Annotated in this window: 19 protein-coding genes and 1 riboswitch; of the genes, 11 read left to right on the top strand and 8 right to left on the bottom strand. The window is 61.3% G+C overall.

The genetic code is table 11. The annotated features are described in order from the left end of the window. Positions 1-14: 14 nt before the first annotated feature. The gene (locus V4529_12700) at positions 15-956 is read right to left on the bottom strand and encodes a CopD family protein (GenBank protein ID MES2359184.1); all 942 of its coding nucleotides are present in this window, start codon (positions 954-956) and stop codon (positions 15-17) included. Between the two features lie 176 nt (positions 957-1,132). Between V4529_12700 and V4529_12695 the strand changes: the two genes are divergently transcribed. Then, the gene (locus V4529_12695; GenBank protein ID MES2359183.1) at positions 1,133-1,708 is read left to right on the top strand and encodes a hypothetical protein; all 576 of its coding nucleotides are present in this window, start codon (positions 1,133-1,135) and stop codon (positions 1,706-1,708) included. 36 nt (positions 1,709-1,744) lie between these two features. Here the strand turns inward: V4529_12695 and V4529_12690 are convergent, their stop codons facing one another. Then, complete coding sequence (locus V4529_12690; GenBank protein ID MES2359182.1) at positions 1,745-2,554, bottom strand: lysozyme inhibitor LprI family protein; 810 nt, start codon at positions 2,552-2,554, stop codon at positions 1,745-1,747. A gap of 150 nt (positions 2,555-2,704) precedes the next feature. Here V4529_12690 and V4529_12685 point away from each other — a divergent pair, with 150 nt between their 5' ends. After that, positions 2,705-6,025: a S41 family peptidase gene (locus V4529_12685; GenBank protein ID MES2359181.1), complete on the top strand. Its 3,321-nt coding sequence runs from the start codon at positions 2,705-2,707 to the stop codon at positions 6,023-6,025. A gap of 21 nt (positions 6,026-6,046) precedes the next feature. On the opposite strand, the gene V4529_12680 is transcribed toward V4529_12685, so the two are convergent. Both V4529_12680 and V4529_12675 read right to left on the bottom strand, forming a co-directional pair. Further along, positions 6,047-6,706 carry a response regulator transcription factor gene (locus V4529_12680; GenBank protein MES2359180.1) on the bottom strand — a complete coding sequence of 220 codons (660 nt, stop codon included), beginning with the start codon at positions 6,704-6,706 and terminating at the stop codon, positions 6,047-6,049. Further along, positions 6,703-7,971, bottom strand: coding sequence for a sensor histidine kinase (locus V4529_12675; protein ID MES2359179.1), 1,269 nt, complete (start codon positions 7,969-7,971; stop codon positions 6,703-6,705). Before V4529_12675 ends, V4529_12680 begins: the two co-directional genes overlap by 4 nt. A 244-nt stretch (positions 7,972-8,215) precedes the next feature. Between V4529_12675 and V4529_12670 the strand changes: the two genes are divergently transcribed. Beyond that, on the top strand, positions 8,216-9,235 hold the full coding sequence (locus V4529_12670; GenBank protein ID MES2359178.1) for a multicopper oxidase domain-containing protein: 1,020 nt from the start codon (positions 8,216-8,218) through the stop codon (positions 9,233-9,235). Positions 9,236-9,296: 61 nt separating this feature from the next. After that, the gene (locus V4529_12665; GenBank protein ID MES2359177.1) at positions 9,297-9,503 is read left to right on the top strand and encodes a DUF3565 domain-containing protein; all 207 of its coding nucleotides are present in this window, start codon (positions 9,297-9,299) and stop codon (positions 9,501-9,503) included. An 82-nt stretch (positions 9,504-9,585) separates the two neighbouring features. On the opposite strand, the gene V4529_12660 is transcribed toward V4529_12665, so the two are convergent. Next, on the bottom strand, positions 9,586-9,897 hold the full coding sequence (locus tag V4529_12660; GenBank protein MES2359176.1) for a metal-sulfur cluster assembly factor: 312 nt from the start codon (positions 9,895-9,897) through the stop codon (positions 9,586-9,588). A gap of 213 nt (positions 9,898-10,110) precedes the next feature. On the opposite strand from V4529_12660, the gene V4529_12655 reads away from it, so the two are divergent. The 4 genes from V4529_12655 (at position 10,111) to V4529_12640 (ending at position 15,861) form a co-directional block, all read left to right on the top strand. Beyond that, positions 10,111-10,890 (top strand): DsbA family protein, encoded by a 780-nt coding sequence (locus V4529_12655; GenBank protein ID MES2359175.1) that lies wholly within the window; start codon positions 10,111-10,113, stop codon positions 10,888-10,890. After that, on the top strand, positions 10,887-11,609 hold the full coding sequence (locus V4529_12650) for a Crp/Fnr family transcriptional regulator (GenBank protein MES2359174.1): 723 nt from the start codon (positions 10,887-10,889) through the stop codon (positions 11,607-11,609). The genes V4529_12655 and V4529_12650 overlap by 4 nt, the downstream gene beginning before the upstream one ends. 130 nt (positions 11,610-11,739) lie before the next feature. Continuing rightward, complete coding sequence (ctaD, locus tag V4529_12645; GenBank protein ID MES2359173.1) at positions 11,740-13,629, top strand: cytochrome c oxidase subunit I; 1,890 nt, start codon at positions 11,740-11,742, stop codon at positions 13,627-13,629. 44 nt (positions 13,630-13,673) lie between these two features. Further along, a riboswitch (TPP riboswitch) is annotated at positions 13,674-13,775 on the top strand. Continuing rightward, positions 13,768-15,861, top strand: a complete 2,094-nt coding sequence (locus V4529_12640) for a TonB-dependent receptor (protein MES2359172.1) — start codon at positions 13,768-13,770, stop codon at positions 15,859-15,861. Its footprint overlaps the riboswitch before it by 8 nt. A gap of 40 nt (positions 15,862-15,901) precedes the next feature. Here V4529_12640 and V4529_12635 read toward each other — a convergent pair whose 3' ends face one another. From V4529_12635 to V4529_12625, 3 genes are all read right to left on the bottom strand, one after another. Then, positions 15,902-16,441: an ATP-binding protein gene (locus V4529_12635; protein MES2359171.1), complete on the bottom strand. Its 540-nt coding sequence runs from the start codon at positions 16,439-16,441 to the stop codon at positions 15,902-15,904. After that, positions 16,411-17,007, bottom strand: a complete 597-nt coding sequence (pnuC, locus tag V4529_12630) for a nicotinamide riboside transporter PnuC (GenBank protein ID MES2359170.1) — start codon at positions 17,005-17,007, stop codon at positions 16,411-16,413. The genes V4529_12635 and pnuC overlap by 31 nt, the downstream gene beginning before the upstream one ends. A gap of 72 nt (positions 17,008-17,079) precedes the next feature. Beyond that, positions 17,080-18,306 (bottom strand): quinolinate phosphoribosyl transferase, encoded by a 1,227-nt coding sequence (locus V4529_12625; GenBank protein MES2359169.1) that lies wholly within the window; start codon positions 18,304-18,306, stop codon positions 17,080-17,082. Positions 18,307-18,367: 61 nt separating this feature from the next. On the opposite strand from V4529_12625, the gene V4529_12620 reads away from it, so the two are divergent. The 3 genes from V4529_12620 to V4529_12610 are packed head-to-tail and all read left to right on the top strand — an operon-like array spanning position 18,368 to position 21,761. Then, positions 18,368-19,480, top strand: a complete 1,113-nt coding sequence (locus V4529_12620) for an Mrp/NBP35 family ATP-binding protein (protein ID MES2359168.1) — start codon at positions 18,368-18,370, stop codon at positions 19,478-19,480. Continuing rightward, positions 19,477-20,883, top strand: a complete 1,407-nt coding sequence (locus V4529_12615) for a hypothetical protein (GenBank protein ID MES2359167.1) — start codon at positions 19,477-19,479, stop codon at positions 20,881-20,883. The genes V4529_12620 and V4529_12615 overlap by 4 nt, the downstream gene beginning before the upstream one ends. Further along, positions 20,880-21,761: a DUF2249 domain-containing protein gene (locus tag V4529_12610; protein MES2359166.1), complete on the top strand. Its 882-nt coding sequence runs from the start codon at positions 20,880-20,882 to the stop codon at positions 21,759-21,761. The genes V4529_12615 and V4529_12610 overlap by 4 nt, the downstream gene beginning before the upstream one ends. The last annotated feature ends 38 nt before the right edge of the window (positions 21,762-21,799 follow it).

Below are 21,799 nucleotides of genomic sequence, written 5' to 3'. Positions count from 1 at the left end.
GTCCCCAGCTCTCGCTACGGGTGTGGAAGCCGCGGTGATGGCAGACTTACGAGTATGCCAGTTACAACCAGCACGAGCGACGCAACGAACAACTCCGCCTTTGCACTGCGCCGTATGTCATGCGCGGCCTGCTCCGCGCCGAGCCGCGGACGCATGCGTCGCCAGTTCCACGCACCGAGCGCGACGACTGTTGCAACCAGCACGAGCTTGACGTCGAGGGCGTAGCCATACGGTGTGGTCCACAGCGCCGCTACGAACTTGAGATGGCGCCACGCTGTAGTGATACCTGTGATCACAAGCAGCAACGAGGCACCGATCGCAACCGGAGAGAAGTCGCCGACCAGATCAGCGACCAGCGTGCCGCGCCGCTCGGACGAAAGCGAGCTGCGAAGAATCGCGGGGAGCCCCGCGACTACGAGGACGAACAGCGTGCCGATCCACAGCGATGCCGCCACTTCGTGCAGCGGATTGACGAGTGACGCCCACTTGCCCGACCTGATATTCTGCAATGCGTATATGATGCCGGCAAGCGCAGCAACGATCCACGCGGCGCGTGCACGCTTGAGTGCGACCGCGAACGCCAGCAAAAACACGGCGACGAACAGGAACGCTGCTACTGTCCGCCCACCGCCCGCTGCGATCGCGCTCCCGAAGGATATTCCCTTGTCGGCGGCTCGGGCTGAAAGGTTCATCAGCAGATTGAGCAACATGAAAAACGCACCGATCATACCGATGCGCGCGGCGCCTATCTCCGCCGACTGCAGCGATAGCGCAACTGGACTGCCGGTTGCGCCGATCTCCGGCTGGCGTGACGCAGTTCGACGGAGCACGAGCCATCGGAAGCCGAGGGCTCCGAATATACCGAAGTACGCGAGGAAGCCGGCGTATTCAGTCGCGACGTCCGAGGCCGTTATATGGACCTCGGCTGCCTGTAAAAGCGAATATGGGGTCAGCATAGCAAGCTTACGGTTTGTCCAGGACGGATGTTGGTGATTGCGTGGAACCCTGTGATACCCGGCTATAAAGGTATCCCCCGGGAACAGCTGTCGCCGCCAGCCTGCGCGCTGTAGCTTCCGGGTTGAGCGGCCACGCGCGGAATCGCCCTGAAGAAAATCGCCTATTGGAGGTAAGGATGAAATCATCTGCGACAATTGGTGCACTCACCCTGGCAGCCTGTGTAGCCTGTATGGCCTGCGCAAGCGGTGGCGCCGGCACGTCGAGCGACATTGGGCAGACGACCGACGTCAAACAGGTTCAGGTGGGCGCAACGAGCGTGGATTTCATTCCGAACTCTCCGACCCCGCTTGTGTGGCACAATATCGAGGCGTCAGCCACAACCACCTGGCAATATCTACCCATCGCGTACAGCAAGCTGGGTCTGCGAATCACGAAGTATGATTCCACGACGCACGTCATCGCTGGAGAGCGTGATCGTTCGCACAGCGACTTCGGTGGCAAGCCGCTCACGTCGCTGATCGAGTGCGGCGATGTCGCCGGGATTCCGAACGCTTCGCGATACGACGTGACGATACAGGTGACGACAGCGTTGCGCGGATCTGAAAAGAGCAGCGCAGTTACGAGCGTTGCGAGTGCGTCGGCAAAAGCCAACGGCACGTCCGGCGACCCGGCGCCATGTACCGTCAACGCTGGCATCGGGAATCAGGTGGCCGCAGCGGTAGCACAGGCGGTCAAGGACGGAACGAAGTAGGGCTCGCCCCTCATAGCTGGCGGTGAGCACGGCGCGTCAGCGCTTCCTTGCCTTCCCCAGTATCCGATCCAACTCGGCTGCGCGCTCATCGGTCAGAGTCGCAAGACACCTGGCGCGCGGCACGGCCCACTGATCACCGCCCTTGCCGCGTGTGACTCGCTCACATTCCGCGTCGCGCCACGACGTCCACGTCTTCTCTGCCTGACCGAGCGTCGCGGCGTAGGGCGGATCTGCGGCACCAGCCGGAACGCGCTGCTGCTTGCGCACGGCCTTCACAATCAGTCGATAGATCGAGTCGAGTCGCACATTGGAGCGATGAGCACTCAGCGCGAGGCACCTGCTCTGATCCTGCGATTCGGTTGATGCACAAGGATCGGTTCGTGTTTGTTTCGCACGGTTGCGTGTGCGATCCACAGCTTTCCGCGACGATGCAGCAGATGCCACGGCGTTCCTGACGGCGGCACGAGTCGCAAGCGAAGCCGCACCGGGGGGTGTGACGGCGGGCGGATTGCCTGCATCCGAGCTGGGGGCGGCGTCCGCCGAGTCCGACGCGACACGCCCTCCCGCGCTCGCAGACGAGCCAGCGAGTTGAGCCTCGGCGAGATCGCGCGCGAGTGCCACATCACCGCCGGAGTCGGGCGAGTGGCCATGGCAAGCGGTGAAGGAAAGCAACGCAATGATGACCACCGCTGCGTGTCGATGTCGACTGTTCACACCGGGGTAGCTGTAAGTAGTGTGCCAGACACGGGCAACGAGCAACGGACGCGCACCTCCCGCACCCTCACAAGCTCGCTCAGAATTGGCCAGATTATTCTGCCCCGGAATGCCGGCTCTGTGTACACCCATCACTGGATATGTACGCTATCGTACATAATATGCAGCGAAGGTGTAGCGAGGCGAATTGCGCCCATCGGGGTGCTCCAACCACAGTGACAGCCTGAACCAGCTCGCATTCACGATCGGGATTTCGTTCTTCACTCGGTAATCAAACTCGCCATGCTGTTTTCCTCGCGCGTAGTCCTCGCCATGTCCGTCGCCATCGCCGCGCTTCCGAGCGGACCGATGTCGGTGCAACGCGGTTCCACAGCTGCCGTCGCTCCCACTCCAACTGCGCTCCCGTCGTTCGCGGAGCCGAGTCTGTCGCCGGACGGAAGCGAGATTGCGTTCGTATCGGCGGGCGATATATGGACGGTGCCAGCGCAGGGTGGCGATGCAAGGTTGCTGGTGTCGAACGCTGCGGACGAATCGCGGCCGCTGTATTCGCCGGATGGTACGCGCATGGCGTTCGTATCCACGCGCACGGGAAACGGCGACATATACGTGCTGACGCTGGCGACTGGAGAGCTGCAACGTATCACGTACGACGATCAGGCAGAGCAGCTGGACGCGTGGTCGCACGATGGCGCGTGGCTGTACTTCTCGTCCGGCCGGAGCGACATCTCGGGAATGAGTGACGAATTTCGCGTGCACTCCGACGGCGGGACGCCGATGGCGGTGGCGGGCGATCGCTATGCGGCGGAATTCTGGGGTGCACCATCGCCCGACGGCAACACACTCGCGATCACGGCGCGCGGCGTCTCGCGCGGGCAGTGGTGGCGGAAGGGTCACAGCCACCTGGACGAGAGCGAGATCGATCTCGTTCGCGATGTACGTGGCACGCCGACCTATACACCGATAGTTCCGATGGGCGCGAAGAGTGGCTGGCCGATGTGGAGTGCTGACGGGGCGACCATCTACTTCGTGTCGGACCGGAGCGGTACCGCGAATCTGTGGGAGCAAGCCGCATCCGCCAATGCGACTGCACGGCAACTGACGACGTTCACCGACGGCCGCGTGATCTGGCCGGCGATATCGGCGAACGGCAAGTCGATCGTGTTCGAGCGCAATTTCGGGATATGGCGTTACGACGTCGCGACGCACAAGGCTGCTGCGGTTCCGATCACACTGCGCGGTTCCCCCGCTGCCGCAGGCACCGACCATCGCACATTCACGAACGGCATTCAGCGATTCGCGCTATCGCCTGATGGCAGAAAGGTGGCGTTCATCGTGCACGGCGAGGTATTCGCTGCGTCGTCAAAAGACGGAGGCGATGCGATTCGCGTGACCAATACGCCGGCCGCCGAAGACCAGCTCGAGTGGGCTCCCGACAGCAAGCGGCTGGTGTACACCAGCGACAGGGACGGACCAAGACACCTCTTCAGTTACGACTTCACCACGAACAAAGAAACTCAGCTCACGCACGGTGGTTCGAGCGACGTATCTCCGCAATGGTCGCCGGATGGCGCGCACATCGTGTACACGCGTGATGCACGCGAGCTGCGAGTGCTCGACATGCCGAGTATGAGCGATCGGCTGCTCGCAACGGCGGAGTTGAGTCGGCCGCCCTTCCTTGGCAGATCCGACATGGCGTTCTCGCCGGACAGCCGCTGGGTCGCCTACACGCCGGATGCAGGCCCGAGAAATTTCTCCAACGTGCAGGTAGTGAACATCGCCGGGGGGGATAGCAGGCCAGTGAGCTTCCTGGCGAATACGTCCAGCAACGCGATTGCATGGAGCAGGGATGGCAGTTACATACTCCTCTCAACGGGACAGAGAACAGAGATGCGCCAGCTTGCGCGCATCGATCTCATTCCGCGTACGCCGCACTTTCGCGAAGATCAGTTCCACGATCTCTTTCGCGAGGAATCGCCACGGGTCCCGACTCCGCAAACTCAACCGCTGCCGCGGCGCCAGCAGCCGGCGACGCCGCGGGATTCGAGCGACACGAGCAGGAACGCAATCAGCAGCCCGGATTCACAACCCGCGCGGCGCAATGGAGTGAAGGGGTCGCCGGCGCGGACGAACATCGTCTTCGATAGAATTCGCGATCGTCTGTCGCTACTTCCAGTGGAAGTGGATGTCTTCGACGTGTCGATAAGTCCCGATGGTAAAACGGCGCTGCTGACGGCGGGCTCGGCGGGTCAGACGAACCTGTACACGTACTCGCTCGACGATCTCGCAAAGACTCCCGTGGTGGCTCGGCAACTGACGTCGAGTACGGGCCGCAAGTCGGACGCGCAATGGTCGCCTGACGGCAAGGAAGTGTTCTACCTGGAAGGCGGCCGGATAAACAGCATCACGGTCGAATCGCGCGTGGCGCATCCACTGGCAGTGTCGGCCGAGATGGACGTCGACTTCTCGCGGGAGAAACGCGAAGTTTTCGCGGAAGCATGGAGCTATCTCCGCGACAATTTCTTCAATCCCAGAATGAACGGCGTCAACTGGGACGCGATACGCACGGAATACGCACAGCGAATCGAAGGCGCGGAGACACCGGATCAGATGCGCAGAATTCTGTCGCTCATGGTCGGTGAGCTGAACTCGTCGCACTCCGGAATCGGTGCGCAGGCTCCGCATCCTCCATATGCGGGCCGCGTCGGGCTCGGATTCGATCGCGACGAGTACGAGCGAAGCGGTGTCTTTCACATCACGCAGGTCGTTCCACTTTCACCGGCTGAGGTTTCAGGCATCAAGGTCGGCGAATACCTGCGCAGCGTGGACGGCACACCGCTCACCTCTCACTCCAATCTTCAGCAGCTGCTCGCCTACACCATTGGCCGGAGAACCACGCTCGGAGTTTCGGCCACGCCGTCTGCAGCACCACGCGATGTTGCAGTGCTCCCGGTGAACACGACTACGGAGAAGGGATTGCTGTATCGTGCGTGGGTGGAGCAGCGGCGAGCGTACGTCGAGAAGGCGAGCCACGGGCGCCTCGGCTACGTACACATGTACGACATGTCGCAGAACGCGCTGGACCAGCTGTACGTCGATCTCGATGCAGAGAACATGAAGCGCGACGGAGTCGTGATAGACGTACGCAACAACAATGGCGGATTCGTCAATGTTTACGCGATGGACGTACTATCGCGGCAACCGTATCTGAACATGGAGAGCCGGGACCGGCCCGTGGTGTCGGCGCGCACGCAGCTTGGCCAGCGCTCGCTGGAGCGTCCGACGATACTCGTGACCAATCAGCACACGCTGAGTGACGGCGAGGATTTCACGCAGGGCTATCGCACGCTCAAGCTCGGCAAGGTAGTTGGCGAGCCGACTGGCGGGTGGATCATCTTCACCTCGGCGGCGACGTTGATCGATGGCACGACCGAGCGCCTTCCGTCAACGCGAATCACGAGTCTCGACGGAAAGGACATGGAGCTGCATCCGCGTCCAGTGGACGTGGAAGTTACACGTCCGATGGGCGAGAGTTATTCGGGGAAGGATTCACAGCTTGATGCCGCTGTCGCGACACTGTTGGCGCAGCTGGACACGAAGCGGTAGGGGGAGCAGGAATGACGAGTGCTATTCCGTCAGCAACCCCAGCTTCAGCGCGAACGCGATGTATTCGGCGCGGTGAGTGAGTCCGAGCTTGTCGCCTATGCGTTGCTTGTATGTATCGACTGTCTTGGGACTGATGAATAGCCGCTCGCCGATCTCCGGTGCCGAATATCCCTGCGCCGTCAGGCGCAGGACGTTCTGTTCGCGATCGGTCAGGCGCTCGAAGCGCGTGCGGTCGGCGTTCAGCGGATCCTTCTTCGTCACGCCCTGCGCGAGAATCTTGGCGGCGCTTGGACGTATGAACATGTCGCCGCCTGCAACGGTGCGGACGGCATCGACCAGCTCGCGATCGGCGGCGTTCTTCATCAGATAGCCCGCCGCCCCTGCTTCGAGTACGGGGATGAGATAGTCCTCCTCGGCGTGCATCGTCAGCACGAGCACGCGCGCGCGCAGATGCTTGGCGACGATCTCGCGTGTTGCGGTGGCGCCATCCATGCCATCCATCGTCAGATCCATGACAACGACGTCGGGATCGAGAGTGTCGGCGAGCTGCACGGCTTCGGCTCCATTGGAGGCTTCACCGATCACATCGATGTCGGGTGCGGCGCCGAGCACCGCCCTGAGGCCTGCACGGACGACGGCGTGATCGTCGGCGAGAATTACGCGAATGGTGGGTGCGCTCATGTATCTGCTCCGCGTTGAACTTCTGAAGATGAATCGTGCAACGGTATCGACGCAACTACGGACGTACCGCCTCCCGGCCTGGTTGTGACATGCAACTCACCGTCGACGAGGGCGACGCGTTCCCGCATCGTGAACAGTCCAATGCCCGTCTGTTCGCGCTGCTTAGCGGCAAGATCGAAGCCGCGGCCGTCATCTGCGATCTCCAGAATCACGGAGCGCGCGCCGGTCTCGAGACGGATCTCGATATGTCTGGGCGCTGCGTGCCGGCGCGCATTCTGCACAGCTTCCTGCGCGACACGATACAACACCGACTTGACAGGTGCCGACAGCGCATCGTCGCTGCCTTCCGTCGCCAGCACTTCAACGACGATGGCCCCGGCCTTCCCCGCTGTTGCGTAGCTGGCGGAATGATCCGCCGTCTCGCGCGCGAGGCGCTTGAGCGCTGCGATGAGGCCGAGATCGTCGAGCACGCGCGGGTGCATCGTATGCGCCAGCATGCGTATTTCTTCCAGCGTGCTGTTTGCGAGTGTCCGAGCTCCTTCGATGCGCTCGCGGACCGTGTGGGGCGGTGCGTCGTCGATGCTTCGGACCGCGACGCCGAGCTGCATCGCGAGCGCTGCGAGAGACTGAGCGGCTGAATCGTGCAACTCGCGTGAGATAGCGGCGCGCTCCCTGTCGCCAGCGTCGATGATCTCGCTGGCGAGGCGGCGCGTGCGTGCGCGGTCCGCGACGAGGCCATCGAGCAGAATGTTGAACATGCGCGCAACACGCCTGACATGTCTGTCGGCGAGCAGGGATATCGGGACCCGTGCATCGAGATCACCATGCCAGATCGTGTCCACCGTTTTCTCGAGTACACGAAGCGGCCGAACCGCGAGTACGACGAGCCCCGTGTTCAGCAGCAGTGCGACGAGATATGCGATGATCACAACCGCGAGGACGGGGCCGGTGCTCAGCTCGCGATGGCGTAGCACGAGCGCTGTAGTTGCCGCCACGACGAGCAGAAGGACGTTTGCGCCGACAAGCTTCACTGGCAGCGGGATGCGGAGCAGACGCTCGATCCAGCGAGGGACTCTGCGGACACCCTGCCCGTCCGCCTGACGCGCTGTCAGATCGGCGTCCAAGTCCGTGTCTCGGTCCTGGAATCCCGGGGGGGACTGATCGGCGCGCTCCAACCGGGTCAGCAGCGCGCCGTGCGGCACCGGACGGATCTCCTCCTCCGGCCGGGCTCCCTGCTCCACCGTCTCTTTTGCGGCCGCATCCATGAGTCAAAGCTACCCCTGTCGGAGACTCTCCAAAGTCGGGGAGCCACAACGAAATATGTACGGAAATCCCCTACAGCGGCCACTCCGGGTAAGGCTTTCCTTTACCCGCAGGACGGCAATTCCCGCAGGGAATTTCCAGCTTAACCCGACAGATTGGATACCATATTTCTCCTAGCTTCCCGATGCAACATGCGGAACAACCGCAGGCGAGAAACAGAACATCTCGCATCATCCGGAGAAGATCATGACACGTACACAGATTCTTGCAGCGCTGGCCGTAACTGGTGTCCTCACAGCTGGTGTACTGGGGTTCACCGACAATGCGATCCGCGCGAACAAGGTGCAGTATATCGATTTTGACAAGGTCGTAACCGCCACCACACCAGTGTACAACGCGCGTCTGACCGACGCGTCCGACGCTGGCATCAAGGAATACCGCATCCCGATCAAGAACGCCGTGATCGAGATCGCGGACGGCGTGAAGTACGACGGATGGACATTCGGCGGGACCGTGCCTGGTCCGATAATACACGTCCGGCAGGGTGATCGGGTTCGCGTGAACGTCGTCAACGAATCCAACATGCCGCACTCGATCGACTTTCACGCCGCGCAGATCGCGGCGAACGTCGCATATCGAATGATACTCCCCAGGGACTCCGTAGCATTCGAGTTCGTTGCGCGCGACGCAGGAGCGTTCATGGTCCACTGCGGAACTCCGCCTGTCACCATGCACATCATGCAGGGGATGTATCTCCCGATCATCGTGGATCCGCGCGACGGCTGGGGCACAAAGGCCGACAAGGAATTCGTAATCGTGCAGAGCGAGTTCTACACCAAGCCGACTGCCGACAGCAACGTGGTCCAGGCTGACTGGGACGCCGAGCGCGCGAAGCAGGCGAGCTACGTTGTCTTCAACGGCCGCGCGAGCCAGTACAAGGAACATCCGCTCAAGGTTGCGGTTGGCGACAGAGTACGTTTTTATGTAGTGAACGCCGGACCGAACTTCAACAGCGACTTCCATCTCGTCGGCGCGATATTCGATCGTGTCTATCCCGACGGTAACCCGGCTCACGCTCTGGAAGGTGTTCAGACCTATCCGGTGCCCGCCGGTGGCGGAGTAGTGTTCGAGGCGGTGTTCAACAAGGACGAGAGTGGCGAAGGTCTGTATCCCTTCGTGACCCACTCGTTCGCCGACGCCGAGAAGGGCGCGGTCGGGATGGTGCAGGTCGGAACACCAAAGCAGTTCACCACAATGTCGCACTAGGCGACATCGACGGACATCAACGGAGTTTGTAATGCAGCGGGATGCATGCGCGGGGTCGGCGATTCCAAGACGGATAATCGGATTCCATCAGGATGAAGAGAACCACTGGGTCGCCGATCTCGAGTGCGGGCACACACAACACGTGCGGCACGACCCACCGTGGCAGGTCAGAACCTGGGTCACGACTGAATCGGGCCGCGCGACTTTCCTGGGCAAGACGCTCGAATGCGTCAAGTGCTGCGACCCGCGCGAAGCTGGAATCATCTGACAGAACCGCCGCTCGCAGCGCTGGCATCCGATGCCAGCAACAGCGCGAGCGCGGTTCTGTCAGCTGCTCCGGGTAATCAGCGTCACCACGCACCCGGTGCGATCATCCCGGAGTGCCACATGGGATCCCACACCAGGTTCGTCTCCACCGCCACAACACCGGGAACACGACCCACCGCCGAGCGAATGCCGGACGTGATTATACGTTCCATGGGGCATCCGGGCGTGGTGAGTGTATGCGTGACGCGGATAGTCTCGCCAGGCACCGCGGAATCGGTGCCGACGGCGACATCATATACAAGGCCCAGCGTAACGATATCGAGACCGATTTCCGGATCGATAACGGTACGTAGCGCGTTCCAGATGTCGCCTTCGGCTGCGTTATGTGTCTCCATCGGCGTATTCCAGTCTGCTCAAGTACGTGTATTGTCTGCGAAAGGGCGTGTTTGCATCCTCTGCCCGTCGTATCTGATAGATTGAATGATCGCGCTGTGCCGGACGTGGAAACGTGATTATTGTCACAACCGCAACCGAGTACCGCCGGGGCGCACGCTGTAGGACGCAGATTTCAGAGCGCACACTTCAGAACTGGACGGGAGGTCACACAGATGAGTGATCGATCGATCGCGGAATTGTGGGAATGGGCTGAATACTATTGCCCCTGGTGCTACGTGATGGCTGTCCGCGTGCATCGCGTTCAGCCGGAGTACGCCGGCCGCGTTCTGGCATATACGCGTTTCTTCCCGCTGGAGCTGTTCAATCACGAGGCACCCCCGCGCGACGTGCTGGAGCAGGAATGGTGGCTCGCGGCGATACAGGAGCCAGGCGCATCTTTCGTCCCCTATACTGCACCTGACTGGCCTGCGACCACTCTCCCGGCGTTCGAAGCCGTGTGGGCAGCGCGGCAACAGGGGATGAATATCGCCATGGGTCTCGATCTCGCGGTACGGCGCGCCTTCTTCGGCGAGAGCCGCAACATCGGCGACCGCAGTGTGTTGCTGGAGCTGGCACGCGCTGCCGATCTCGACTTCGCACGATTCGAGCGTGACTTCGCCAGTCCGGCCGCACGTGCCGCAGTCGCCGAGGAGGGCAGGATCGGTCGGGAGGAATATCACGTCCGCGGGACGCCAACCATGATGCTGCAGGACGGCACGCGTCTGCGCACGCCACTCGCGATGGCCAGGGTCCGGAACCGCAGAATCGTTTCGGTACCGCCGCTCACCTGCGTCGGAGACAGTTGCACGGACTCCACCCGTGCGTTGTTTGACAGCGCGATCGAGCAACGTCGTGTGCACGATACGCGCGAAATATTCCGTGACAGCACCATCGACAGCTTCCCGGCCAGCGATCCTCCATCGTGGTCGCCGCTCCGAATCGGCGCCCCATGATACGGGAAAAATCGACTGACGAGTCGTCAACCGGGATCACCCATCTGCTCAGGCAGATGGCGATCTTCTCGGAACTCGAAGACTCGGCAATTCACCAGCTCGCAGCCCGGTGTGTCGCGCGCGACTTCGGCGCCGGCCGTGTGCTCTTTACCGCTGGCGATACCTGCCGCGGCCTCTACGTGATCCAGTCGGGACGAGTGCGTATCTATCGCACGAGCCCGGACGGCAAGGAGCAGGTACTGCACATCGAGGGCCCCGGACGTCCTGTCGCCGAGCTGCCACTGTTCGACGGGGGCCCGTACCCCGCGTCGGCGATTACCGTCGAGCCGTCACGTCTGATGTTTCTCGCGCGTGATGATTTCGAAATGATGTACCGCGAGCATCCGGACATAGCCCAGGCGATAATTCGCGCACTCGGCAAGCGCCTCCGGCACCTCGTTCACGTGACGGAGACGCTTGCGTTCCACGATGTAGCCGCGCGGCTGGCGATGCTGCTCGTCGGATATGCGGAAAGATCGGGCACGCACACTCAGTTCGGAATCGAGATCAAGCTCGATCGTACGCAGGAAGAGCTCTCGATGGAGATAGGCAGCGCCCGGGAATCGGTTTCACGCGCGATGCGGCAGTTGAAGCGCACCGGGCTGGTGGAATCGCTCCCGCGCGGGCGGATGCGGATTCCTGATGTTGCAAAGCTGCGAGCGCGCGCTCAAGGGAGATAGGTACTCGCGAAACGTGACATAAGTCACATCAAGCGACCGTCCATCGTCCTAGACTGCGTCGGAGGCACTGCCGAAATGGTCCGTGCATCACCACTTCGAGCTCTGCCCATTTCGCACACGGGATGGACGCATGGCAACGACGGTGACCGCTCCTCCACGAACGTCTGTGGATGGTGCGCCGCACGTAGAAAGGAAAGAACGAAGCGGTATCTGGAGTTGGCTCTCCACCACCGACCACAAGCGAATTGGCCAGCTGTACCTCTACACTTCGCTCACGTTCTTCCTGCTCGGTGGAATCGAAGCGCTGGTAATCCGCGCGCAGCTCTTTGGACCAAATGGTCGACTGGTGTCCGCCGAGCTGTACAATCAGATATTCACGATGCACGGCACGACCATGATATTCATGGCTCTCATGCCGTTGAGCGCGGCCTTCTTCAACATCCTGGTCCCGCTTCAGATCGGCGCGCGCGACGTCGCCTTTCCGCGGCTCAACGCGTTCAGCTACTGGGTCTATCTGCTCGGTGGACTCTTCATCAACGCGAGCTGGCTGTGGAACGCGGCGCCAAACGGCGGATGGTTCGGATATGCGCCGCTGAGCACCCGGTTGTACAATCCGGGCCTCAACATGGACTTCTATGTGATCGGACTGCAGATCCTGGGACTGTCCACGCTTGCCTCATCGTTCAACTTCATCACGACCATCATCAACATGCGTGCGCCCGGCATGCGCATGATGCGGCTGCCGGTATTCACGTGGTCAGCATTCGTCACTCAGTTCCTGATTCTGGTTTCGTTTCCGGTCCTGACAGTCGCGCTGACATTTCTGTTGTTCGACCGATTCTTCGGGACGCAGTTTTACGAACCCGCGGCCGGTGGCGACCCGCTGCTGTGGCAGCACCTGTTCTGGCTGTTCGGCCATCCGGAAGTGTACATCCTGATTCTCCCGGCGTTCGGCCTGGTCTCTGAAGTGCTGCCGACCTTCGCGCGCAAGCCGCTGTTCGGATATCCTGCGATGGTGTATTCGTTGATACTGATCGGATTTCTCGCGTTCGGTGTCTGGGCGCACCACATGTTCGCCGTCGGCATGGGGCCGGTCGCCGATGCGACTTTCAGCGTTACGTCGATGCTGATCGCGATCCCGACAGGAATCAAGATCTTCAACTGGCTGGGGACCGTATGGAGCGGCTCGATCCGTTTCGCCACCGCGTGCCTCTTCGCGCTGGGGCTGGTCGGGATGTTCACCATTGGCGGAATTTCCGGTGTCATGCACGCATCGGCGCCTACCGATCTGCAGCAAACCGACACGTACTTTGTCGTCGCGCACATTCACTACGTGCTGTTCGGCGGAACAATGATGGGATTGTTCGCGGGCTTCTACTACTACTTCCCCAAGGTGACCGGTCACCTGCTCGACGAGCCACTCGGCAAATGGCATTTCTGGTTGACGCTGATCGGGGCGAACCTCGCCTTCTTCCCCATGCACTTCGCCGGCCTCAACGGGATGCCGAGGCGAGTGTATACGTACGACGCCGCACAGGGGATCACGCTGGACAACCAGATATCGACGATCGGCGCGTACATCATCGCCGTAGCGACGCTGATCTTCGTGATCAACGTTCTGCGAAGTCGCCGGCATGGGGCGATCGCAGGCAACAACCCATGGGGCGCACCGACGATCGAGTGGTCCACGCTATCGCCGCCACCAGTCTATAACTACGCTGTGGTGCCGACCATCGAGTCACGATATCCATTGTGGGACAGAAATGGCCACCCGATCGCCAGTGGCGCCGCGCCATACCAGCACGAGACTGAATCAACAGCCGCGGAGCTCGGGATCGACGTACCAGCAGGCACGGTCAAGCCGCTGATTACCGCTGCTGGGATTACCATCGCATTCATCGGCCTCATCTGGCACGAGCAGCTGTGGCTCATGCTGCTTGGCGGTGCAATCTTCACCGTCGGGTTGTATGCGTGGCTCTGCTCTCCCCTGGACGAGGAAGTCGAAACAGCCACTGAGTGATCCGCGCAAGAGCGTGGCGCCGTCACGCATAGCTCGATAAATTGATCCATTGACCGGGGTGCCTGCCCACGAAGGGCGCAGGCTGAGAGAGTCCCGTAGAACCTGATCCGGTTTGTACCGGCGTAGGGAGTCAGTGAAATGAATGGAGTTGCTACACCCCCGCGCTACAGGCGCGTCACGACGTTTGCCTTTGCGACGTCAATCCTCATCACGCTTGCGGCCACGGCGCCGCTCACGGCCCAGAACACAAAACGAGATACGACGTCCCGCGCCGATTCGGCCCGGAAGCTCGAGCGCGTGATGATCTCGGCGGTCAGAGAACCCGACGCGCCAATCTCGCAGAAAACACTGTCGCGCAGCGACATCCAGCAGCACTATTTCGGGCAGGACATTCCGCTCGTGCTGCAGGGCGCTACTCCGTCGCTCACGTCGTATGCCGAAACGGGCAACTACTGGGGCTACAGTTACATCCGGTTGCGCGGCATCGATCAGTCGCGAATCAACATCACTCTGGACGGTATCCCGCTCAACGATCCGGAAGATCAGGTTCTCTACTTCGCAGACTTTCCCGATCTCGCGAACAGTCTGCAGTCCATACAGGTGCAGCGAGGCGTCGGAACCAGCAGCAACGGTACAGCTTCGTACGCTGGCTCCATCAACATGGAAACGATGTCGCTCGCCGCTGCGCCGCGGTCCGGCACGCTCCAGGCAGAGGCCGGATCGTTCGGTTCATTGCGGGCCAGCGCGAACTACAACACAGGTCTGCTACCGCACCATCTTGCCTTCTACGGACGCGTCTCGCAGCTGAAGACCGACGGATACCGGTATCACTCCGGGGTCAATGGCGCTTCCGGCTTTCTGAGTGGCGGCTACTTTGGCGACAGGGACATTCTGAAATTCACAGTCACGGCCGGCTACATGCGAGACACCATGGCTTACCTCGCCGTTCCAAAAGCCGACTTGGACACCAATCGCCGCATCAATCCGCTCTCCCCGCAGGAACGCGACGGCTTCGGTGAGCGACTGGCGGCCCTGTCGTACACCCATCTGGTCAACTCCAACTCGTCCTTCACAGGGACGATTTACAGGTTGGCTGCCACGGGCGATTACGACGTCCTTCTGGACTCGCTCGAAACGTTGCACCTCGACTTCGTGTCGTACGGTTTCACCGGCGCATGGAGTTATCATCTCTCGGGATTCAAGCTCGACGTCGGAGCCAACGGTGACAGCTACGCGCGCGATCACTACGCATTCATGCATCCTGATCTCAGCAATCCGTTGTACTTCAATACGAGCTACAAGCATGATCTGGCTGGTTTCGCCAAGGTTGGATATACCCTGGGCCGCGCAACTCTATTCGGAGATCTTCAGGCACGGCACGCCGAGTTCAGGTACAGGCCGGACGTTCATGCCGACATACCGGGCAGCTCGACCTCATGGTCGTTCCTGAATCCGAAGGTGGGTGCTACATACCAGCTCACGCGTCCGCTTTCCGTGTACGCGTCGTACGGCAAGAATTCGCGCGAGCCGACGCGTACCGACATGTTCGCCGGTTTCGATAATCTGGACACGTCCAGTGTCGGATTCGTCGGCAGCCTGAGTCGCGTGAAACCGGAAACGGTTCACGACGTCGAGATCGGCACGAACTACCGCAGCGCGACGCTGGATGTCCAGGCCAACCTCTACTCGATGGACTTCCGCAACGAGATCGCACCGATTGGCGCACTCAGCTACATCGGAAGCCCTTTGAACAAGAACGTCGCATCGAGCTACCGTCGCGGTATCGAGACCGACGTCACCTATCGCGGACTTCCGCGCTGGATACTTTCCGGTAACGCGACGGAAAGCATGAACCGGATCCGCGAATACACCGATTCGTCGGGCAATGTGCCGGTAACCTACCATAACGTCGAGCCGTTGCTCACGCCGCGCTTCCTGAGCTTCGCGCGCGCGCAGTTCGCGCTGACGCCGTCGATCGATCTCGCCGTGCAGGGTAGATATCAGAGCGTCTCATTCCTGGCGAACACGAGCGATCGCAGATATGTCCTGCCGGAGTCTGCTGACCTGGATGCGTCGATCGGCTGGCGAATCGGTCAGGCGGAGTTGCTCGTTCGCGGCAACAACCTCACGAACAGCAAGAAGTACGGAAGTGGATATGCGAGTGAAGGGGTGTCGTACTACTTCGTGCTTCCGCCCCGCAACGTATTCGTCACACTGAAAGTCGGGATCTGACCAGGCGTGGTTGCTCGCGTAGTACAGGCGTTACCGAACGCTACGCGAGCAACCGATCGATCGCAGCGCGCGCGCGCAGTGATCGCTGCTCCCACGTCCCCTCGATCACGACGTAGGCCGACCCGGATCTGGCGACCGCGTCGCGGAAGAGCTGCTGCATCTCTTTGCGGCGTGTTCCCCGATCCCGCACATCGTCCGGTACCCACGGTACGTCGATCTCGAGCAGAAGGTACAGGTCCGGCCTGCGCTCGTGTGCAGCGGCGGCAATCCACGCCGGACACTTTCCGTAATAGTGCCCACTATATACGACAGTACTGAGCAGATCTGTATCCTGTATCAACAGCCGCGTTGCCCGCTTTGCGTGCTCATCTTCGAGCGCCATCTGTCCGTGCGCGATTGCGTCGGTATCAGCAAGCTCGATCGGAGATGCTTTCCGCACGGCAAAATCGCGCACGAACTCGGGCACCAGCTCGGCGCGATAGTGCTCGGCTAGCTCCCTGGCAAGCTCAGTTTTGCCAGTGGATTCCGATCCGATCAGAACAACCCGGATCAAGCCGTCGCCGCGAGCGATCGTTTCCATGCGAAGTAGCCCATCACCGCCAGGACGAGATAGATCCCATAATTGAATGCGGTGAGATACAGCCCCTTATAGATGAACATGCCGACGTACACCACATCGACGGCAATCCAGATCAACCAGTTCTCGATGAGCTTGCGGGTCATCATCCACTGAGCCAGCAGACTCACAGTCGTGGTCGCGGCGTCGACGTACGGCAGTGCTGTTCCCGGCAGCCGGGACGTGATGGTTCCGAGCAACGCCCATACCACGACGCCGATTCCGGCCAGCACGGTCCACGTCCTTCGCGACGTGCGCGTTACAGTGATCGCAGTACGACCGGCACCACCGTACAGCCATTCGTACCACCCGTACAGTGACAGGACGAAATAGACTACCTGCAGCCCCGTATCCGAGTACAGACCGGACTCGAGGAAGAGCGCAAAGAAGAGCGCCACGTTGACGAGCGCAGTTGGCCAGCTCCAGATATTCTCGCGCGTGCCGAGGTAGACGCTGATGATACCAAAGATGACCGCGACAGCCTCCAGGCAACTGGACCCATGCGCCGTGAGCCACAGGCAGACTGTCACTATCCAACCTCGACCGGTATCATCGCGCGCAATCTGCGGGGCGGTGTGACTACATGCAAGCTGAAGCGGCCTTCATCGCGCGGCAGTTGTGCGCTCGAGCCGGTCGTGATCCACCCGTATGAACCTCGCGTTGCCGCGTTCCTCCCTGCCCACCTTGCTCTCGGCGTTCCCATCGAGGCGAACTACGTCCGCGGTGAAGTCGAAGTTGTTCGCGAGGCCGTCGATATCACCGTTATTGTGACCAAGGAGGGAGCTCCCCACCCCGTAGAAGTCCACGGGAACATGGTCCGTCTCGAAGCGCTCGATCTTCCGCCCGTGGAATCCGCCGGACACGCCGATCCTGACGTACCGGAACCCTTCGGCATCGAGCGCCGACCGCAGCAGAACGATCAGCTCCGGGCACACTCCATTGAGCCGTCGTTCCGGAAAGCGCATCGCCTGCGCCTCGAGCGACCTGTCGACGAGCTTCTCACTCGTATCGACGCGCACACCCCAAAGCGCGCCGTCGCCAAACTCATCGCGCATTGCGCGCGCGACTGCGAGCGAGTCGCCGATCACATCGTTGTGATAATCGGTAAGACTCACGACGTCGATGTTCAGCGCTGCTTCGCGACAGTATCGTGCGAATTGAAGTGTCGCGCGCACCACGTCGCCACCAAACGACGCGATCATCGAGTGTGGCATCGTGCCGACGCCACCACCGCCCCACCACGCGCCATTCGCATCCGTGGAGACGCTGGCGATGCCACCAATCTTCGCCGCGAATCCGTCCGCGGTCTGCACGCGCCAGTCGTCGTGCCGGGCACCCATGAAGATGACAGGCTTACCGTTGGCAGCGTCGATGACACGTCGCACGTTGGTTGCGATCAATGTGCGCCTTGCGATCACGCCCAGGTAATCGGTTTCCAGATGCGCGAACGCAAGGTAGGGACCGGTGATGTGCATGACCGGCTCCCACGGAACGACGACGTCGCCATCCACGAGCGTATCGATCGTGAGCTCGGCGAAGTCGTAGCGAACTCCGGTACGCGGATTGATCGCGAGCTGAGTCTGCAGTATTCGAAGCGCTTCGTAAACGCCAGCAAGGATCCCCTGTTGTTTTGCAAACACCTGCATGGTGACAATCGGATCGAGCCCGGCGTGCGATATGGTCTTCGCGGTCAGAACGAAATAGCGGTCGGAGTAGTATCCGTCCGCCATTCGCGCATCGAACTGGAACAATGACGCTGGAAACTGTGTCGCCAGCGTTTCGTGCAGAACCCTCGCGCGGGCTGCAGAACCAACTACATGATCGCTCATCGCTCGTCTTCCTGAGACATCCGTCACACCTCGCCAGATGGAGTCAAGCTAGCGTGCTGGCATGGCAACAGCTGAGCCAGATATCGAGCTCGACGTTGATAAGGTACGCAGCGCGCTCGGAGACGTTCACTACCCCGGGCTGACGCGCGATGTCGTGTCGTTCGGGATGGTGAAGCACGTCTCCGTGTGCGGGACCCAGGTCAAGGTTCAGCTGGGGCTCCGCACCACGGACGAGTCCATCCCCGAGCGGCTCAGCGTCGCGGTCCGGGATCGCCTCTCCGCAATGGGCGCGACACTCGTCACGGTCGAGATAGTCAAACCGGATCCACCGACCAGGCCAGTTCCGCACGCTCCTGACTCCGGACACGCTCGCGCCGGAGTACCGGACCCATGGGCGGACCGCGTCAGACTGAGCAACGTCCGCGACATCATCGCCGTCGGCGCGGGAAAGGGCGGCGTTGGAAAGAGTACGGTCGCAGTCAGCCTTGCCCTTGCGCTCGTTCGCGCGGGATTCGTGGTCGGCCTTCTCGACGCCGATATCTACGGCCCCAGTGTGCCGATCCTGCTCGGAATCGAGAACGGCGCGCAACAGGTTCGCGTGACCGCCGACAAGCACATAATTCCGGTCGAGGTGCTGGGACTCACGCTCATCAGCTTTGGTTTCTTCCTGGGCGAGGGGTCGCCGGCGATCTGGCGCGGCCCCATGGTATCGAAGGCGGTGAAGCAGTTCGCGCGTGGAGTGGAATGGCCGCAGCTCGACGTACTCGTCGTCGATCTGCCGCCGGGCACGGGCGACATTCCGCTCAGTCTCGTGCAGGCCGTCGAAGTATCCGGTGCAATCGTTGTCACGCAACCGCAACGGCTCGCAGCTGTCGAGGCGCAGAAGGCGGGAGACATGTTCGCGAAGCTGGATGTGCCCGTACTGGGCGTCGTGGAAAACATGTCAGGCGCGTTTGGCAGCGGCGGCGGTAACATCGTCGCGACCGCGCTGAACGTGCCGCTGCTCGGAACAGTCCCATTCGATGCACTGGCGGTGGGCGAGGGAGACGCAGGCACTCCGACTGTAATCACGCGAGGCGACAGCGAGTTCGCCAGAAGCTTCGACGCGATCGCGCACAGAGTCGTCAACGCGCTTGGCTGGCAGCTCGCGCAAGGCGAGGCAGTCGCAGAGTGAGTGCCGCTCCACCGGTACCGCGCATCGCGGCGCGCGCTCCAGCCTGGTCCGCGCGGTCAGCACCACCACGTGCGCCAGGGATGGCGGCGCTCGCAATGGAAGGCGCTCCGTCGCTACGCCTTCCCGGCGAGCACTTCGCGGCCGCGCTGCTCTTCCTGTGCACAGGCTGCATCGGACTCATCTGGATCGCGCCGGAGCTCGCCGCCGGTCTGTATCTCTCTCCGCATGTCGCCGGCGTGACACATTGCTTCACGCTCGGCTGGCTCAGCATGACGATCTTCGGGGCGATGTACCAACTGCTGCCAGTCGCACTCGGTGTATCGATCAGATCGGAGCGCGCCGGACACGTCAGCTTCTGCGCCTTCGCGCCCGGTGTCGCACTGTTTGCGTCCGGAGTCGCATTCAGCTCGGTGATGCTCCGCAACTCCGGAATCACGCTGATAGCGATCGGCGTCACGTGTCTCATCGTAAATGTCGCGCTGTCGCTGCGCAGAGTGGCCGATCGCGACGTGATATGGAGTGCGATCGTGATAGCACTCTCGTTTCTCACCGTGACGTTCGGCATTGGTGCCATACTCTCGCAGAATCTGCACACCGGATTCCTCGGCGACTGGCGCGTCACCGTGCTCGCGACGCATCTCCACGTCGCGCTGATCGGATGGGTTCTGGTGATGATCGTCGGTATATCACATCGCCTCCTGCCGATGTTTCTCCTGGCGCACGGCGCCGATACGAGATGGACGGCTCGCGCACTCACGCTGCTCACGGCTGGCGTCCTGCTTCTGGCACCGGGGATATTGGTCGGCCACAGCGTCAGATCCAGCGTCGTCGTGTGGCTGGGGCTCCTGTTGATTGAATGCGGAATATTCTGCTTTCTCCGACAGGCGTGGCTCTTTTTCAGAGCACGCAAGCGGCCGCGACTCGACGCGGGACTGCGACATGCTGGCACCGCTCTCATCTTTCTCGCGGCGACTGCCGCACTGGCTCCGGTAGTTCTGGCCTTAGGCCCGGAGTACCGTCGACTCGATACTGCCTACGTGATGCTGGGCCTGCTCGGCGGCCTCACACTCTATGTGATCGGGCAGTTCTACAAGATCGTGCCGTTCCTCGCCTGGATGGCACGCTTCCGCAACGAGATGGGAAAGAAGCGTGTTCCGACCGTGGCGGAGCTGTATTCCCCGCTCGTGGCGCACATCGATCTCGCGTTATTCGCTATCGGCAGTCTCGGCATGGTTACAGGTGTCGTAACGGGCATTTCGCCAGTGGTCCGGATCGCAGCGATCCTGGTAGCGTCCGCCGTAGCGCTGTTCGTGAGTCAGATAGCACGCGTGGCGCTTGCCACATCGTTCAGAGGCATAGGCTCGGCGAGCGTGCAACCCACAATCACGAAGGCATCGAGATGAATACGAGCATTACCCCTGTACAGGCGTCGGACAAGCTGCAGAGCCTGTTCGAGCGCGACGAGCGTTTGATCGACGTCATAGCGAGCCACTCACCGCAACTGGCGAAATTGCGTCATTCGCCGATGCGCCGGATAATGGCCCGTGTGACCACGGTGGCACAGGCAGCTCGCGTCTGCAAGATGAACGTCGAGTCTCTCGTAAACGAGCTCAACGGCGTACTCGGAATCGGAGGCGCAAGTATTTCCGCAAGTCCGGTCGCGGCAACATCGGACGATTCGACCCCCTTGCCCCCGTTCACATCCGTCGTCGAGCTGGACGTGCGCGATGAGCTCAAGAAGGGAGGTGAGCCGTTCTCGCGAATCATGGCTGCTGTCGCTGGGCTCGGTGATGACGCGGTATTGCATCTACGTGCCCCATTCGAGCCGGTGCCGCTGTTCGGAGTGATGGAGAAGCGCGGCTTTGGTCACAAGGTCGAGCAGCATGCCGATGATGATTGGTCGGTCTGGTTCTTTCGGCGAAAGGAACCAATCGAGCCCTCGGCAACGGCACCAGCAACGGCACCAGCAACGGCACCAGCAACGGCACCAGCAACGGCGTCGGCACCTGTCGCACCACGAATCGTGATGAGCGACAGCGCGGACAACCGTGTCACGGCACGGACGGAAGTGTGGCTCGACGTCCGCGACCTCGAACCTCCAGAGCCACTGGTGCGCACGCTGGAAGCGCTCGAGACGCTGCCTGTTGATAGCATGCTGGTCCAGGTCAATCAGCGTGTCCCACAGTTCCTTCTACCAATCCTGAGAGAGCGAGGATTTCACTTCATCATAGACGAACCAGAGACCAGCGAAGTCCAGGTGAGAATCTGGCGCAACGCATAGCAGGCGAAATCACACCATTAACGACAGATACCAATTTT

It is taken from the genome of Gemmatimonadota bacterium, from assembly GCA_040388625.1.
GTDB lineage: Bacteria > Gemmatimonadota > Gemmatimonadetes > Gemmatimonadales > Gemmatimonadaceae > Fen-1247.
The sequence above is the reverse complement of the archived record's forward strand: the minus strand, read 5'-3'. Positions and strand labels throughout refer to the sequence as shown.